Origin of the sequence: uncultured Nonlabens sp., assembly GCF_947495285.1 — a bacterium.
In the GTDB taxonomy this organism is placed as follows: domain Bacteria; phylum Bacteroidota; class Bacteroidia; order Flavobacteriales; family Flavobacteriaceae; genus Nonlabens.
The window spans coordinates 27,603-44,101 of sequence record NZ_CANLXZ010000030.1 but is presented as its reverse complement, the minus strand read 5'-3'; the positions used below and the strand labels follow the sequence as shown (position 1 = coordinate 44,101).

Genomic DNA, 16,499 nt, shown 5'->3' with positions numbered 1-16,499 from the left:
AAACAATAAAACAGCTAATCAAACCAGTAAAATGGTTAGGTTTGATATGTCTTAAATTTATTTAGGACAGGATTGTTTTACAATCCTACTTCTCACATACTAGAAGGTGAGCTTAATTTCCCACTAGGTGATGGACATGAAGTATCTCGTTTTGCACTAGATGTAAATGGCACATTAAGAGATGCCGTTGTGGTAGATAAAGAGTTAGGACGCATAGCCTTTGAAGAAGTGGTACGTCGTGGTGTAGACCCTGCATTATTAGAAAAAGGAACTGGTAATAATTATAAAGCACGCATCTATCCTATTCCTGCAAATGGGCATAAACATGTAGTTCTAGCCTATGAACAAGAACTTACTTATGAAAATGAAGCTCATTATTACCAGCTGCCGTTAAGATTCAAGAGCAGAATAGATGATTTTCATTTAAGAATAGAGTTTCTAGACCAGTCTAAAAAGCCTGTACTAGTAGATGGTCAGTTATCTGGTTTAAAATTTACAGACTGGCAACATAATTACGTGACCGATTTAAGGTTAGAAGAATTTAGAGCAGATACTAATCTTAAAATCAAAATACCTACAGATATTCAAAATGATCAACTTTCTGTTTCTGGTGATCATTTCTATTATTACCAGACATTTTCTAACTTAAAAAAGAAACGTGCCTCTATGAAGGAAGTAACTCTTTTGTGGGACGCATCGCTGTCTATGAAAGATCGTGAGATAGAAAAGGAGCTCGCTTTTTTAAATCTTTTCTTTAAAGAAAATCAAGATATTAAAGTAAACCTACAGATTTTTAGCAATAAAATAATGACTCATTTATCTGATATCAAAATTAGAAATGGAAAATGGAATACTTTAAAAGAGATCTTAAAAAATCAGACATATGATGGCGGCACAGACTACAGTAACATCATAAATAAATCTAATACAGATGCTTACCTTCTATTTACTGATGGTTTAAAAACTTTGAGCAATTCTGACTTTTATCCAGACGCACCGGTATTTATAATTAATAGTTTAAAAAAATCTAATGCAGCATTATTAAAAAAGTGGGCTCGAGCATCTCGTGGTAATTACATAAATCTTGTCACTTACGACACGGCAGCTGCTTATGATATGATTAAATATATGCCGTTAGAATATTTAGGATATGTCTCAAATAATAAACAAATAGAGATATTACCTAGAGCAACTCAATTTATTGATAATAACTTCAGTCTTTATGGTAAAAATGTAAATGCCGGTGAGTCTATACATCTACTTTATGGATACAACGGAAAAGTAACCTTAAGAAAAACCATTAAGATTAGTAAGGATTTAAATAATCAAAAACAGATTAAAAAATACTGGGCACAGCAAAAAATTGCAGAGCTTGCCCTAAATAAAAAAGAGAACAAAAAAGCAATTACAGATCTTGCTGTACAGTACCAGCTAGTTACCGACTTCACTTCTCTTATTGTTCTAGAAGAAGTACGTGATTACCTACGATATAAAATAGAACCGCCTGCCGAATTAAAGCAGGAATACGACCTAGCCATCGCACAAATGAAAAGAGATTCTATAGCTATGGCAAACAATAATGATAAAGCAAAAAATAAGTTGATTGAAGTATTTCAAAATGAAATGGAAGATCAAACTCCGCCACCAGGCCGACCTAATTCTAGCGTAATCCAAAGATTACAAGGTCAGACGTCTGGACTTAATGTTGAATCAAGTTCTGGACAGCAAGGAGTTTATAATAACATTCAAGCTAGAGAAACAAATTCTCTTTATAGCGATAGAACTACAAATACAAGAATTAACAGGTTCATAAATTCAGAAGACTATCCAGCTGCTCCAGCGATGCAAGAAGCACCAAGAGCATTAGAAACCGAGCCAGAGTTAGATGAAATAGTTGTACAAGGCTATCCCTCAACCACTAGAGATTATGAAAATACAAATCAACAAAACCTATTGAGAGCAGAGCAAGAAAGTAGAAAACAAGTATTAAAACAGCTGGTAGTATCCGATAGAAAAGTGCAAGTTCCTTATTTAACAGCCTTGAGAGCAACTAATAGTGTAGAAGCAGCTTATCAATTGTATTTAACAAATAGAGAAAATTATAAAGAACAACCGGCGTACTTCATAGATGTAGCCCACTTTTTCAGAGAAGAAAGAAGCAATACCCTTTTTGCAGATCGTATTCTATCTAATGTCGCAGAGATTGATTTTGACAATTATGAATTGCTTAAGGTTTATGGATATCAGTTAGAAAAGCAAGCAAAATTATATGAAGCTATTTTTATCTTTAATCGTGTATTAGAATTGCGCCCAGAAGATTCTCAATCTTACAGAGATCTTGCTATTGCATATGAAACTGCTGGACTTTGTAAAAAAGCATTTGCTTTATACCACGATATTATTACTGGTAAAATCTATGAAAAAGGAAATCGTAGAGTATTCCCTTCTATGGAAAGCATCTCTAGAACAGAGTTAAAAAGACTAGCGAGCAAGTACCAGAACGATTTAAAAGATGTAACAGTAGATAAAGAACTATTAAAAGAAGAAACCTATGATCTTAGAATCTTAGTAGACTGGAATCACAACGATACCGATATAGATTTACACATCGTAGATCCTAATCTAGAAGAATGTTTTTACAGTCACCCTACTACAAAAATGGGCGGACAGTTAAGCAAAGATATGACTCAAGGATTTGGCCCAGAGCAATTCACACTAAGTCAGGCCAAAAAAGGAGATTATTACATCAAAGTAAAGTATTATGGAGATCGTTATCAAAAAGTAGAAAACCCTACTTTTATGAAAATCACACTAATCAGAAATTATGGGAGACCTAACGAAACTAAAGAACTTAAAATAATACGTTTAACACACAAAGACGATATAGAAGTCGTTGCAAAAATTACTTTTTAATATTTGAGCATTTAATGAATTGATCAAAAACTATAAATTTGCAGTATGAAAATTACACTTCTTGCCGTAGGTAAAACAGACGATTCTCGCATAGAACAACTCACTAAAATGTATGTAGACCGATTAGGTCATTACATTAATTTTGATCTTGAGATCATACCAGATCTTAAAAAGACTAAGAATCTAAGTGAAGACCAACAAAAGAACGAAGAAGGAAAATTGATCTTAAATAAGCTAGAAAAGAGTGATTTTGTCACCATACTAGATGAAAAAGGCAAGAAATACACCAGCATGCAATTTGCCGAGTTGATTAATAAAAGAAGTGTTTCTGGGTTGAAGAGATTGGTTTTTATAATAGGTGGTCCTTATGGTTTCTCTCCAGACGTATATTCTAGAGCAAATTCAAAATTGTCCCTAAGCGACATGACTTTCTCTCATCAAATGGTCCGTTTATTTGCTGTAGAACAAATTTACAGAGCATTTACCATTTTGAGAAATGAACCTTATCATCATGAGTAGGTTTATTATTTTCATGAACTAAATTTAAAAGAAAAGATTTGAATCTATATTTATTCATAAATCCTAAGTCATAAGTCCTAGCTTTTACAGCGCAAAACCTTATTGTTTAATCAAACGCCGTTAAACTTTAAAATTCATTATTCAATATTCGACATTCTTTAAAGTTAGAGTTCATTTTCTCAACTCTTTACTTAATTTCTTGTAAAATGCCGCTAGAACCATTCCATCCTAGCTTATTTTTGTAAGACTTTTATGAGAAAAATATCTAACAAAACGATTCAGGATTTAGAGTTTGATGTAGTCCTACAACAGGCTAGTGCTTATTGTATTACAGAAGATGGTAAAACCGCCATTACTACTTTAAAACCTTTTACAAAACGCTTCTTAATAGAAAGAGAACTTGCCTTTACTAACGAGTATTTATGGTCTTTTTCTAGCGAGCATCGCATACCTAATCACGGCTTTGATATTATAGAAAAAGAGCTACAGTTATTAGGCATCGATAACAGTACCCTAGATAAAGAAAGTATAAGAAGACTAGCCGTATTACCACGTACCGTAAACGAGCACATTAAATTCTTTAAGAAGTTACAAGAATTTTTCCCTAATTTATACAAGCGTTTAGAACACATCACTTATAACGACATCATACCTACACAGGTAGATCTGGTTATGGACCGTTTTGGTGATATTAAAAATGACGCATCACCGCATTTAAAAAACATAAGACGCGAGATGAATACCGTGCGAGGCCAGCTTAACGGTAGCTTTGGCCAGGCATTAAGTCATTATGGACAACTGGATTATCTTGATGAAATAAGAGAATCTGTAGTAGAAAACCGCCGTGTACTAGCCGTAAAAGCCATGTACAGACGCAAGGTAAAAGGTAAAATGATGGGTAGCTCTAAGACTGGGAGCATCTCCTACATTGAACCAGAACGCGTGTTAACGCTTTCGCGAAAGCTGTCAGAATTAGAAATAGAAGAACTAGAAGAAATCCAAAGAATTCTTAAAGAACTGACTGATTTTTTACGTGCCTTTATCCCAGAATTTGAAGAGTACAGAACCTATCTTACTCATACAGACATTATAGCTGCAAAGGCTAAATATGGTCGCAAAATAAAAGGATGTTTACCCATGATGGTAGACCATCAAGAACTAGAACTAGTAGACGCTTATCACCCTTTATTATGGGTAGCAAATAATGAGCGTGGCGAGACTACCTATGCTCAGACTATCAGACTAGCGCCAGATAATAGAATTATAGTTATTTCTGGACCTAACGCAGGTGGTAAATCCATTACTTTAAAGACTATAGGATTACTTCAATTAATGATACAGACTGGTATGTTGATACCGGTACATGAAAAAAGTAGAATTTGTGTTTTTGAGCACGTACTTACAGATATAGGTGATAATCAAAGTATAGATAACCATTTAAGTACCTACAGTTATCGATTAAAAAATATGCGCGGTTTTCTTAAAACCGCAAACGATAAAACGCTTTTCTTAATCGATGAATTCGGTACAGGGTCTGATCCAGAACTAGGTGGCGCCCTGGCAGAAAGTATGCTAGAAGAGTTAAACAGCCGCAAGTCCTATGGTATCATTACCACGCATTATACTAATTTAAAGATGCTTGCAAACGAGTTGCCAGAAATGACTAATGCAAACATGCTCTTTGATTCTAGCACTTTAGAACCTATCTATCAGTTACAATTAGGTGAGGCCGGTAGCTCATTTACCTTTGAAGTGGCACAAAAGAATGGTATTCCTTATTCTTTAATTAATAAAGCAAAGAAAAAGGTAGAACGTGGCAAAATACGTTTTGACAAGTCTATTGCAGCTTTACAAAAAGAACGATCTAACTTGCGACGTAATAATGAAAGCTTACAAAATAAAGAGGTAAAAGCAACCCAGCGTGCTAATAAACTAGAAGATACACAGGAACGTGTACAGCAAAAACTGCAAGATTTTCAAGAACTTTATGACGGTTACCAGCGCTATATTCAATTAGGTAAAAAATTTGATGGCCTGGCAGAGGCTTTTGAGAACAACAAAAAGAAAAAACTATTACTAGACGAGCTTATGAAGCTGGTTATTACAGAAAATGTAAAACGTAAACCTTTAAAAAAAGAGGCTGCTCCTAACCGCAAAGCTGTAAAACAACAAAAAGGGAAACAAAAACAAGTAGAACACGAGGTGATACAGAAGGTTCAAAAAATAAGAACAGAAAAAATAAAAGCCAAAGTATCTCAAGTTAAAGAAGAAAAAGTACCAGATGTTGTCTTTAAATTAAATGATCGTGTGAGACTATCTGGTTCTAAATCTATAGGTACCATAGACCAGATAGAAAAAGGAAAAGCTACAGTTAATTACGGTTTTTTCACCACCTTAGTAGCTCTAGAACAACTAGAAAAAGTCGGTAAATAAATGGAAAAAAATCATGATATAGTACTATTTGATGGTGTATGCAATCTTTGTAATAGTGCCATATTGTTTATTATAAAACGTGATAAAAAGGATCGTTTTAGATTTACCTCTTTAGATAGCTATATCGGTAAAGTGTTGCTTTCTCGACACAATATAGATCCTTCTAAAATAGATTCTATTGTATTGATTAGTGGAGATTCCGCTTTCGCGAAAGCGGATGCCGCATTAAACATCGCAAAACATTTGAACCATTTATGGCCATTACTCTATGCCTTTAAGATCATTCCTAGTTTTATCTCTAACAAAATATATGATTTCATAGCAAGAAATCGTTACAAATGGTTCGGTAAAAAAGAGAGTTGCATGATTCCTACACCTAATTTAACATCTAAATTTTTATAGAAACTCTTCTAAACGTTAATTATTTAACAGTTTGATAGTATATTTAGGGCAAATATATTTACGTGAAAAATTTTGTGCCTGGATTTTTAATATTCTTATTCTATTGTATGGGATGTTTTCTTGTATTAGGATATTTTTTTAACGATTTAAAAAAAGATCATGAACATATACCGTCATTACATTCTACGTTAAATAAAAATACAACAACCCCTAAAAAAACTATTAAGAATACTACGTTAATTCAAGAAGGTATAGATTTTAAAGAAAATCAAAATACGATAGATTCTGTTAGGGTAGAATCTATTAATACTAGTGATGATGAGGTACCTCTTTCAAATCAAAAAGAGACCAGTAACGTTAAAGATATAAAACAAGCCTCTTTAAAATATGAGGCATTACCGTTTTCTGTATTTAATGAAGCAAGTGAAGCGGTTGTACCTTGTAATCTATTTACTCGTATTTATAAAAATCGCAGTAATGTAAAAATACCTTATGCTTGTATTAATTATGGTATGGAAATTAAAAAAATATTAACTCTCTACAAAGAATCTTCTCTTACCCTTACAGGATATAGCTCACCAGAGGAGCCTTCTGACCTAGGTAAACAGCGTGCAGAATATATTAAAAAGCTACTATTAGGAATAGGTATCGATAGATCTCGATTACATACTAATGCTTCTTTTCAAGATATTAATTATATCAATGGTGTTGCAAAAGGTGGCGTTTTAATGCGCATAAATAATATCGATCCCCTTTTTACCTCTATCATTCCTACAAATAAAGAAGTAACTATTAAAACTACACAACCTGATGGACCTTATGCTTACAAGAAGTTTACCACTGGTTTTAAAGGAGATTACTTTTACAGCAATCAAACCTTTACTTCCTATATTAGTCTAGTTAAAAGTTATTTAAAGGATAATCCCAGCAAAAAAATTGAGATATATACCTATACAGACCCTGTAGGTAATGCCATAGATAATATGTCTATTTCAAAAACAAATTCTGAAACAGCACAACGTATAGTAGCACAATCTGGTATTCCTGCCCATAAAATTAAATCTATAGCTATGGGTGATAAAATAGTGGATGGAATAGGTAATAATAAATGTGTTATTTTAAAAGTTAAATAAAGTAGTTATGGAATTTATTGAAAACAATAGCAGTCTACTAGTAGTAATTTTTTTAATGATGCTAGGAGCGTTTATTATAGGTTTTCTTTCTGGAAAATCAGGTGCAGATATTACTGGTTTAATTGTAAACAAAGAATACAGTAAAGAAAACACGGTTACTGACACTAATACACTAACAAAAAAAGTGATTACAGATCACGATAATACCGACATATATCGTGTAGAAATAGCAGACATAAGTGAACCTGGTAAAATAAGAGCTATGAAAACCAGGGAAAGAGCCGGTAAACTAAGTCAAGAAGTAAAAACCGAAATAGCTCATAAAGTATTAGACTTCTCTAACATAGGTATGGGAGATAAATCACAAGCAGATGATTTAAAAAAGATAGTTGGTATAGGTAGCAATGTAGAAGAAAAATTAAACACGATAGGTATTTATAACTACTCACAGTTAGCCAAAATGACTGATATCGATATCAATGCGATAACCAAAGTTATTGATTTTTTTCCAAGTAGGATAAACCGCGACGACTGGAAAGGACAGGCAAAAGATTTAATGAGGAATGATGAACATAAAAGTACAGAAGTATAAATTTGAATTTACCTCTTGAATTATAAAGATAGCCTTTGATTTGACTTTGGTAAAATAGGATTAGTTCCTACCATTCTAGTACTTATTTTATAAAAATATGACATCTTAAAATTGAGAGCCATTTATTATAAATCAAAACTGATCAAAATAAGCATGAATAGATCATTTACTCCCATGATTTAATATTGTTCTGGTCTAGATTTTATCTGCATAATTTAATGATATGCAGTTTTTTTTTAATATCAACCCATTGCTACTCAATATCTGTTAATATTTTAGTAAAGGTACTCATGGAGTCTTCCAGTAAAGGAGTTAAAGATTTAATAGAATAGTCATTAAACCACTTTATATAAGCTCTTTTCACTTTATGGTGATTTGCTATTACTACCTTTTTCTTTTTTTAAATCATAACTTCTTTCTAGTTCAGTTTCCTCTTTTCCCCTAACTGCAAAATAGGTCTACATGAATATTTCTGACTGCTTTTCATTAAAGTGCATACTTTCTATATACAATAGCAGGCTGTACTTTGTAATATACTTAAACATTTACCTATTGGAATACTTTATATACTTTTACTCATCTCAAAAGAAACACGCAATACGTTTTGTAAATGAAGTATGATTTTGTGAAAAATGTGTTTGCTATTGCACTTTTCACATGATTATATGTATATAAACTGAATTTTTACGACCTTTTAAAGGACCACATCTTTTAAATATAAAACCATCTAGCTGTTATATATTTGCTTAATAGCCATTACCTACAGGGATCATTAAGTAGTTATTTGATACAGTTTAATGTACCTTAATCTTCAATTTATTTCATATCCTTTCTTTAAAAAGTTTAATTTAAGGAAATAACTAACTCACTGAGTAATTTAAACAACTAGATTTTCCTGTAGAGAAAACTCCATTGCAACTGATCTATAAGTTACTTTTTTTCTGTTTTTTTATTTTGCCAATAATAGTACACGCCTACTAGTTCTGTAAAAAAGCCTATTATTATCATACCTTTTGCCCCTACTATTTTTGTAAGGTACATTATAACACCTAATAATACTATGATACTACCTAGAGCAATCATATAAATCGATCCTTTTTTATTCATATGGTAAAAATAAAGCCTTCTCGATAATTACCGAGAAGGCTTATAAATCATTTTTAAAATTCTGACTTTAGAAACTGAATCCAACTTGAAAACTAAATCTCAAACCATCTTCTCCGGTAAACAAATTGAATGTAGCTCCTATTGCGTTAGAACTATTTACCCAGAAACCACCACCGTAATCATTATGCCATTTATCACTACTCTGGCCATCTTGCCACACACGACCTACTCCAGCACCACCGAATATTCCTATCTGTAACGGTACAAAACCTGTCTTAAACTCATTAAAACTGTACCTTACATCTGCATTACCAGCGAGAGCACTCTCTCCAGAAAATCGTTGAGTACGGTAACCTCTAAGACCAGTGTTCTGTCCTAGCTGGGCACTTTGGTAAAACTGATACTGGTTACCTATATTAAAAGTGGCTTGTGTAAGTGTTTTAAGAACAAGATTACGGCTGCGATTTAAAGCGTTATAAAAACCTAGTTTAGGTTTAATAAAACCAAAGGTATTTCCTAAATCATCCTTGTCTGCATTTATTCCAGCTGCTATATCAAAAATCATCCCTCGTGTAGGGTTTAAAGTATTATCGTAACTCTCATAATTATAACCTCCATTTAATTCTAAGAACCATTTACGTTCAAAAAACTCGGGATCTTCTTCTGGACTAGCAAATTCTGTTTCTAAAAATCTACCTTCGTCTTCTTCTATTTCAAAACTCTGTATTTCTATTCCACCTTTAATATTAGAACCATATTCACCTTTATAGCTTACACCTACTCCACCAGAAATCTCACTCAACCGCACACGATTAAAATCAAAGTCCAGATCGTCGTCTAGATTTACGGTTTCATTTCCAAAACCAAAGAAATTTTCTGCAAAGGTAGGATTAGAGAACCTTGCTTTAACAGTAAGATTGATATGGTTAAATACGCCAGCAAACACTCCATTATAGTTAATATCAAAACCCTGTGTAGCAAAGTAATAACCTGCTTTTATTTGATGTACTCTAGTATTAGGGTTGCGATTAAATCCATTTACTGTAAATGTATTTTGAATACCTATTTTAAAACCATCATCTGGATTAAAACCTATAGCTGGTGAGAGAACATTAGACTTTAAAATACTCTTGCGTGGATCATACAAGTTTCTTTTATAGCTGTCAGATAATCTAACTCTAGCACCACCTTTATCTGTAAAGGTGTTCTTTTTAGTTTTATGATCATAAATAGAAATAGACTTTCCATTTTCTAGGTTGTAAATATCATTATTTTGTCCACCTATAATTCTAACCTTTATACGGTCCTTACCATTTCCTACGGCTTCTATGATGTCATCATCATCTAGGGCATATACCCAAATTTCTTTAGTATCACATGCTAGGAATAGGCGATCTACAACAACATCAGCTTTTTTGCCATCTTTATTTCTATAAATAGTTACTCTAGTCTTACCATCTTCTACTCTATCTACAACTACATAATCATCCTTATCTGTTCCTGTTACGATAGCGAGATCTGATAGATAATTATAATAACGTTCAGCAATTTTTACGATATTACCGCGACGTATTTTCATGTTATTGATAATCTTCTTAGTGGATTTATCTGGATAAATTTCGGCAGGTAATTCTTTGAATGCTGCTTCTATAACCTCATCACTTAAATTATCTTGAATATATTGTGCTTGTTCTATCCACATATCTCTATTTGCTTCTTGTGCTAGACTGCGGTCTAGGTAAGATGCTGCACTATTGAACCATTTTACATTATCTAGCTCTTCATCATAAGTGGCAAACTGTTTAGTTAAACCTACCATAGTTCTTAGAGTGGCAAATAAAGCACCATCAAAATTAGAAAAAACCTGATCCCTATCTCTAGGAATAGGTTTAAAAGTACTTTTACCATCCTTCTTAAATTGCGCCCATCTCCATTGATCCTGGTGTCTGTCCCAGTCTCCTAGTAACATATCAAACATACGTGCTCTTACAAATGCTGCTTGATCTATTTTAAATTTCTCGTCTTCTCTTATTTTTTCAAAAACATCTGCAGTACTTTCTATATCATCAGGGTGACCAAAACTAGCGATGTCTTTTTGATTCTCCTCTGGTCTTTCTACGAGCATGTAAAGTTCATCACCATAATTATTATTATAATTTCCTAAAGCCACTTGTTTAGGCACAAAATAAATTTCTGGATTTGTATGATACACACCTATCGCATCACTTAATTTAGGTAGTGTTAATGCTGCATATGGGTGTGCTGCTGTATAGAAGTCAAAGAGAAGATCTTCGGCCGCCGTGTCTTCAAAAGATTGTGCCACGCTGTTTTCTTTAAAAACTGTAGTCTGTAAAAATTGCACGGCACTTTTCTTAAGTGCTCTTAAATTGTATTCTTTTCCATCTTTTGCAACGAGTCTCAATGAGCGAGTTTGATGTCCTCCACCGGCTCTTTCTACTACCAGTCCTCCTTTTAAGGTGTCTAGAATTGCTACCTTTGCATTAATTTTAGTCCCATAGAGGTCTCTGTATTTATTACCCCAGACAGATTCAAACATGGCGCTTTTTTCTACTCTTTCTTGATTGTATATACTCGCTTTCGCGAAAGCGGGATAATCCTCTGGCAATTTCTTTAAATCAAATTCTATCGGTTTTTTAATAGCCTCATAAGTAAACAGTAATTTTTCTTTTCCATTCTCAAAACCATAGTATCGCACCCAGCTGCTCCCATCTTTCATAACATCTAGTCGAGTAAATCCCATACCACCGTAAGAAAACAGACCGTCATTGCTTAGGGTCGCATAACTTTGCTTTGCTCCACTACCAGATACTATCTGTCGTATTCCATCATTTTCTATGTATTGTAATGTATGTTCATGACCACTAGCAAAAATTATTCTGGTTGCGGCAGATGCTCTCGCTAGAGTAGAAATTCTATTAGTCATTTCTTGATACCTCTTATTTTGTTTATCTTGAGCACTAACACCGCCACTTGTTCTGATTTGTGTAGCTAGTGAACCTAAAATAGGAACAGGTAATGCAGACTGCGATGGGTATAAATGCTTAATTGCTGCATACTGGCCGCCATGTATACCGTTAGTATATAATGGATGGTGCAATGCAAAAACAATAGTCTTATCTTGATTTTTCTTTAACTCGCCTTCTATCTCTAAGAAAAATTGCTCTCTAGTCTTAATTTGATCGCAATTATCGTTAATAGTGGGATGATTATCCCATTTTTCAAGATACCACTGGCTGTCTACTATGATAAGTTGAATTTTCTTATTCATGTCGATACTATTGATAGGACAACCTACTTTAGGTTCCCAAATATTCTTATTATTTAGTGCTTTTTCTATATACTCCTTTTCACGATTTACATTATCCAGTCCTTCATGGAACCAGTCGTGATTACCTGGTATAAAAACTGTAGAACCTTGAAATACTTTTGCAACCTCTATTTGAGCATTTAAATGGTTTTCGGCAATAGGTCTAAAATCGGTATCTTTTTCTGGCATACCTACTGGGTAGATATTATCTCCTAAGAATATAAGATGATCATTCTCTGTATTTTGAGATTTAATGTAATTTTCTAATGCAATTAAACCATCACTTTTTCCTCCTAAGGGAGACTTACCTACATCACCTATAAGATAAAACGACTTTTCTATATCTAGCCCAGAAGGGAACTGCTGTTGAATCTCGCTTTTATAATGAGACTTAAAACTGGCACAACCAGTAATAAATAATGCTATTAATAATAAAAGAATGTTATTTTTAGACATAAGTTTGAGAATCATATTATTTTAGCCCAAACAATAAGAATGAGCGATATTTTAAAAATTACTGACGATTTTGTATTAAATCTCTTAAAAAATCATCTCGATAAAAAATATGTGTATCATAATTATACGCATACGAGGCGAGTTGTTAAAAGTACACAGGAAATAATCGACAATTCTGAAATCAATGTTAAAGAGCAAAAAGGACTTCTTCTTGCCGCATGGCTGCACGATACTGGATATATTAAAGGTGCTCAAGGACATGAAGAAGAAAGTGCCCGCATCGCTGAGAATTTTTTAAAAGAACAAAATGAAGATCAAAACTCTATAGACCTTGTTAAAAGACTTATTCTAGCGACCAAATTTAGTGGTGTTCCTCAATGTCCTCTAGAAGAAATTATAAGAGATGCAGACGCATCACACTTTGCTAAGGATTATTATATTGAAACTAGCGAGTTACTAAAACGCGAGCTTAAACTTAGAGGTAAAGCGTACACTAATAAAGAGTGGCGCAAAGAAAACATAAAGGTCTTTACAGAACAGCACCGTTATTACAGCTCTTATGCGATTAAAAACTGGAATACTGAAAAAAACAATAATCTACTGGATCTTATAAAAGCAAAAAATAAAAAGAAAAAGAAGATTGAAAAGGAACAGGTAAAAGTAGATCTTAAAAATCAGAGTCCAGAAAGAGCTATACAAACTCTTTTTAGAACCACGTTACGTAATCACATTAAGTTAAGTGATATTGCAGACACTAAGGCAAACATACTGCTATCTGTAAATGCCATTATTATATCTCTAGCTCTTGCAAATATAATCCCAAAACTGGATCAGATTTCTAACCGTCATCTATTATGGCCTACTTTAGTATTGATCTTATTTTCTGTTGCTAGTATTATTCTATCTATCATGTCTACACGACCTAATGTAACGAGTGGAGAGTTTACAGATGAGCAGGTACAAAAACGTGAGGTAAATCTACTCTTCTTTGGTAATTTTCATAAAGTACCATTTAAAAGATATGAAAAAGCTATAATGGGTCTACTAGATAATAAAGAAGAGGTCTACCAGTCTTTACTTAAAGATTTATGGCTACTAGGCCTGGTATTAAATAGAAAATACACTTTATTGAGATGGACCTACACCATCTTTATGGTGGGTATTATTACTAGTGTAATTGCTTTTATCCTCGCATTCTATACCACAGATTTTGAACAGTTTACAAATGCAATTCCTTAACAAGGTCTTCATAAGTAAGTGTCCCACTTGCTACTTTAACATCATAAAGCACATTTACTCTTAACGCTTTTAACCCTACAACACCTTGCACATCTTCTAGTTCGAGGTGTTCTATTTCTTTACCTAAAAGATTATTGTACTGTAAGAAACTAATATAACGCATGTACTCACGTTCTGTTTCTTTATTAGTATATACTATTGCTATTTTACCTTTTTGGGTAATACGGTCATTAGTTCCTTTTACATTAGCCTTATCAATACGCTTCTTAATAACCTCATAGCGAGCATTGTACGCTCCGTCTACATCAAAACGTTTCTCGTCAATACGGTATCTAATGCTTAGTGTATTATCAAAAACTAAAATCATGCTAGCCGCCTCTATTACGGTAGGTAAATTTTCTTGAACAGAATAGAATTTGTTTTCCATCTCTATCATGGTTTGTAATTGCCATAATCTCAAGTTATATAAATAAACAACATTAAATTCCTGATCTACAGCAACACTGCTACCTACATAAATATTATGTTCTACACCATCGGTTTTAAAACGTTCAAAAAAATGAGGGAATATTTCTTGTGCTTCTAACTGTTTTTTATCTATACATGAAGATAGAGACTCATTAATAGCCTGTACTGTGTTATCATAATCGTTTCTAGTTTTATAAATAACGCCACTAGCTTTGTCTATTTCTAATTGATAGTCATTTACTAACTTTACAATTTCAGGAGATAATTGCATGAAGTGTTCCATTACAGGGTTTATTTCTTCTGTAAGTAACTTGATGATATCTCTTTCAGAATTTGCATCTATGCTACCGCTTTCTAATTCTTTGCGATATTCTAATACTCGATAAGAGATTTGATCGTAGATAGGTAATTTTTCACACGCTTTCGCGGAAGCGAATATCTCATAAACCTTATCGAGTTGATTAAGTAAATCAAATTTAATGGCCTCATTGCGAGCGTCACTACTACCTACTATATCTATCTGTCCATATAATGGGTGGACATCTTCAAATTTTATATCGTTAAAAGATTCATTTTGAGAATTACGAGCACGAGCCTTTAATATTCTACGTGCTTCTCTCTCAAATTTCCATTGTACACTAGAATGTATAGAAGTACATTCTGTCTGTATTAATGCTTTTACTCTATTTTCATACTCCTGCTCTGTACGTATCAAAGCTGCTTTAATATAGCCAGCAATACTGTCTATTTTTAAAACGTTAAAACTATTTAGAGCAAATTTCTTTTTACTTACTATTTCCAGTATTCCTATTAGTTTATTTGATTTTGTAATAGGATAAAATATGGCACTTTTAATATCGTTTTTAAGGAGGTTATTTGTTAAAAATTTATTTTGAATTTTTACTCCATAATCTTCTACATCTGTAATGACTAAGGGCTCAAATTCTTCTATTAAAAGTTTATAACTATGTCCACAAAGAGCGTTATTACAGTGTTTTTCATGACTGTCTGCAAGTAAAAAACTTTCTGAATCGTGATAACCTACAGACTCAAAGGTTTTTTCAAAATTATCAAATGAAGTAAATCCTACACGTAAATTCTCTAAGTTAAAGATGTTTCTAAAAATAGACTCCATTTTTTCTGTCTGGTCCTTCTTACTATTAGTAGAATCTAAGAGAACCGTTTTTAAGTCAGATATTGCGGCATCCATGGTAACGTCAGTAAAATTAACGATACCAAAACCATTAAAAGTATAACTACCCTTAGGAAAACCTTTTTTCCATAGCTCTTCATCATCAGGAGATCTAAGAAGGTTTTTTATATCTTTTTCTGTTAATCGATAACGTTCATCGTTTAACTCTATATCTACAAAATCTGCATTATAGGCAGCGCGATATGTACGGTTAACACCATTTGCATCAGGTATTTTTATTAATATAGGTCTACTCAAATCTATAGATTTACCATATAATTGATTGAGTATAACACCACAAGACATTCTAAAAGTATCAAATGAATTATCTGTCATGATGAGTAACTTAAAATCCTCTCCAGCATCTTTTAAAATATTTCTAAGTCGCTCTGTTTTATTAAATAAAACATCAGAAAAAGGTATGGTAGCTGCTTTAATCTCATTAAGAGTCAGGGCGGCTGGAAAAAGGTCAGAGAGTAAAACATTAATAGACTCCTTATGTATAGCTAGTTCATCTTCTAGTATACCGTTAATAAGTTCTTCATGCTCATCCACATATTGAAGTACAGATGAGATATATAATTTCTTAAAATTACTCTCTTCATTCTCTAAACGAGTGACATACTGCTCTACAACCTTTTTAAAGGTTAAGTTTACATTCATATATCCACCGTCGTAATTTTTTCTCATATTACAAAGATACTTTATCTTCATAAC

10 protein-coding genes are annotated in these 16,499 nt (G+C 33.0%); 7 read left to right on the top strand and 3 right to left on the bottom strand.

Annotation, left to right across the window (positions count from 1 at the left end; all coding sequences use genetic code 11):
* Positions 1-72 precede the first annotated feature (72 nt).
* The 6 genes from Q0838_RS11815 to Q0838_RS11790 all read left to right on the top strand — a co-directional run bounded on the left by Q0838_RS11815 (position 73) and on the right by Q0838_RS11790 (position 7,992).
* The gene (locus Q0838_RS11815; RefSeq protein ID WP_298955287.1) at positions 73-2,913 is read left to right on the top strand and encodes a VIT domain-containing protein; all 2,841 of its coding nucleotides are present in this window, start codon (positions 73-75) and stop codon (positions 2,911-2,913) included.
* Between the two features lie 45 nt (positions 2,914-2,958).
* A complete protein-coding gene (gene rlmH, locus Q0838_RS11810; protein ID WP_298955284.1) occupies positions 2,959-3,432 on the top strand; it encodes a 23S rRNA (pseudouridine(1915)-N(3))-methyltransferase RlmH in 474 nt (157 codons plus the stop codon).
* Between the two features lie 252 nt (positions 3,433-3,684).
* Positions 3,685-5,865 carry a DNA mismatch repair protein MutS gene (locus Q0838_RS11805; protein ID WP_298955281.1) on the top strand — a complete coding sequence of 727 codons (2,181 nt, stop codon included), beginning with the start codon at positions 3,685-3,687 and terminating at the stop codon, positions 5,863-5,865.
* The gene (locus tag Q0838_RS11800; protein ID WP_298955279.1) at positions 5,866-6,267 is read left to right on the top strand and encodes a thiol-disulfide oxidoreductase DCC family protein; all 402 of its coding nucleotides are present in this window, start codon (positions 5,866-5,868) and stop codon (positions 6,265-6,267) included.
* A gap of 62 nt (positions 6,268-6,329) precedes the next feature.
* On the top strand, positions 6,330-7,400 hold the full coding sequence (locus Q0838_RS11795) for an OmpA family protein (RefSeq protein ID WP_298955277.1): 1,071 nt from the start codon (positions 6,330-6,332) through the stop codon (positions 7,398-7,400).
* A 7-nt stretch (positions 7,401-7,407) separates the two neighbouring features.
* On the top strand, positions 7,408-7,992 hold the full coding sequence (locus tag Q0838_RS11790; protein WP_298955274.1) for a hypothetical protein: 585 nt from the start codon (positions 7,408-7,410) through the stop codon (positions 7,990-7,992).
* A 930-nt stretch (positions 7,993-8,922) separates the two neighbouring features.
* On the opposite strand, the gene Q0838_RS11785 is transcribed toward Q0838_RS11790, so the two are convergent.
* Positions 8,923-9,099, bottom strand: a complete 177-nt coding sequence (locus Q0838_RS11785) for a hypothetical protein (protein WP_298955271.1) — start codon at positions 9,097-9,099, stop codon at positions 8,923-8,925.
* Between the two features lie 67 nt (positions 9,100-9,166).
* Complete coding sequence (locus Q0838_RS11780) at positions 9,167-12,883, bottom strand: metallophosphoesterase (protein WP_298955268.1); 3,717 nt, start codon at positions 12,881-12,883, stop codon at positions 9,167-9,169.
* Positions 12,884-12,922: 39 nt separating this feature from the next.
* On the opposite strand from Q0838_RS11780, the gene Q0838_RS11775 reads away from it, so the two are divergent.
* Positions 12,923-14,122, top strand: a complete 1,200-nt coding sequence (locus tag Q0838_RS11775; protein ID WP_298955265.1) for a Pycsar system effector family protein — start codon at positions 12,923-12,925, stop codon at positions 14,120-14,122.
* Here the strand turns inward: Q0838_RS11775 and Q0838_RS11770 are convergent.
* Positions 14,103-16,472 carry a GAF domain-containing protein gene (locus Q0838_RS11770; protein ID WP_298955262.1) on the bottom strand — a complete coding sequence of 790 codons (2,370 nt, stop codon included), beginning with the start codon at positions 16,470-16,472 and terminating at the stop codon, positions 14,103-14,105. The genes Q0838_RS11775 and Q0838_RS11770 overlap by 20 nt on opposite strands.
* Positions 16,473-16,499 lie beyond the last annotated feature (27 nt).

Coding starts and splice junctions, on each gene's coding strand:
- Q0838_RS11785 (WP_298955271.1), bottom strand. CDS start 9,099: ATGAATAAAAAAGGATCGATTTATATGATTGCTCTAGGTAGTATCATA.
- Q0838_RS11790 (WP_298955274.1), top strand. CDS start 7,408: ATGGAATTTATTGAAAACAATAGCAGTCTACTAGTAGTAATTTTTTTA.
- rlmH (WP_298955284.1), top strand. CDS start 2,959: ATGAAAATTACACTTCTTGCCGTAGGTAAAACAGACGATTCTCGCATA.
- Q0838_RS11770 (WP_298955262.1), bottom strand. CDS start 16,472: ATGAGAAAAAATTACGACGGTGGATATATGAATGTAAACTTAACCTTT.
- Q0838_RS11805 (WP_298955281.1), top strand. CDS start 3,685: ATGAGAAAAATATCTAACAAAACGATTCAGGATTTAGAGTTTGATGTA.
- Q0838_RS11775 (WP_298955265.1), top strand. CDS start 12,923: ATGAGCGATATTTTAAAAATTACTGACGATTTTGTATTAAATCTCTTA.
- Q0838_RS11800 (WP_298955279.1), top strand. CDS start 5,866: ATGGAAAAAAATCATGATATAGTACTATTTGATGGTGTATGCAATCTT.
- Q0838_RS11780 (WP_298955268.1), bottom strand. CDS start 12,883: ATGTCTAAAAATAACATTCTTTTATTATTAATAGCATTATTTATTACT.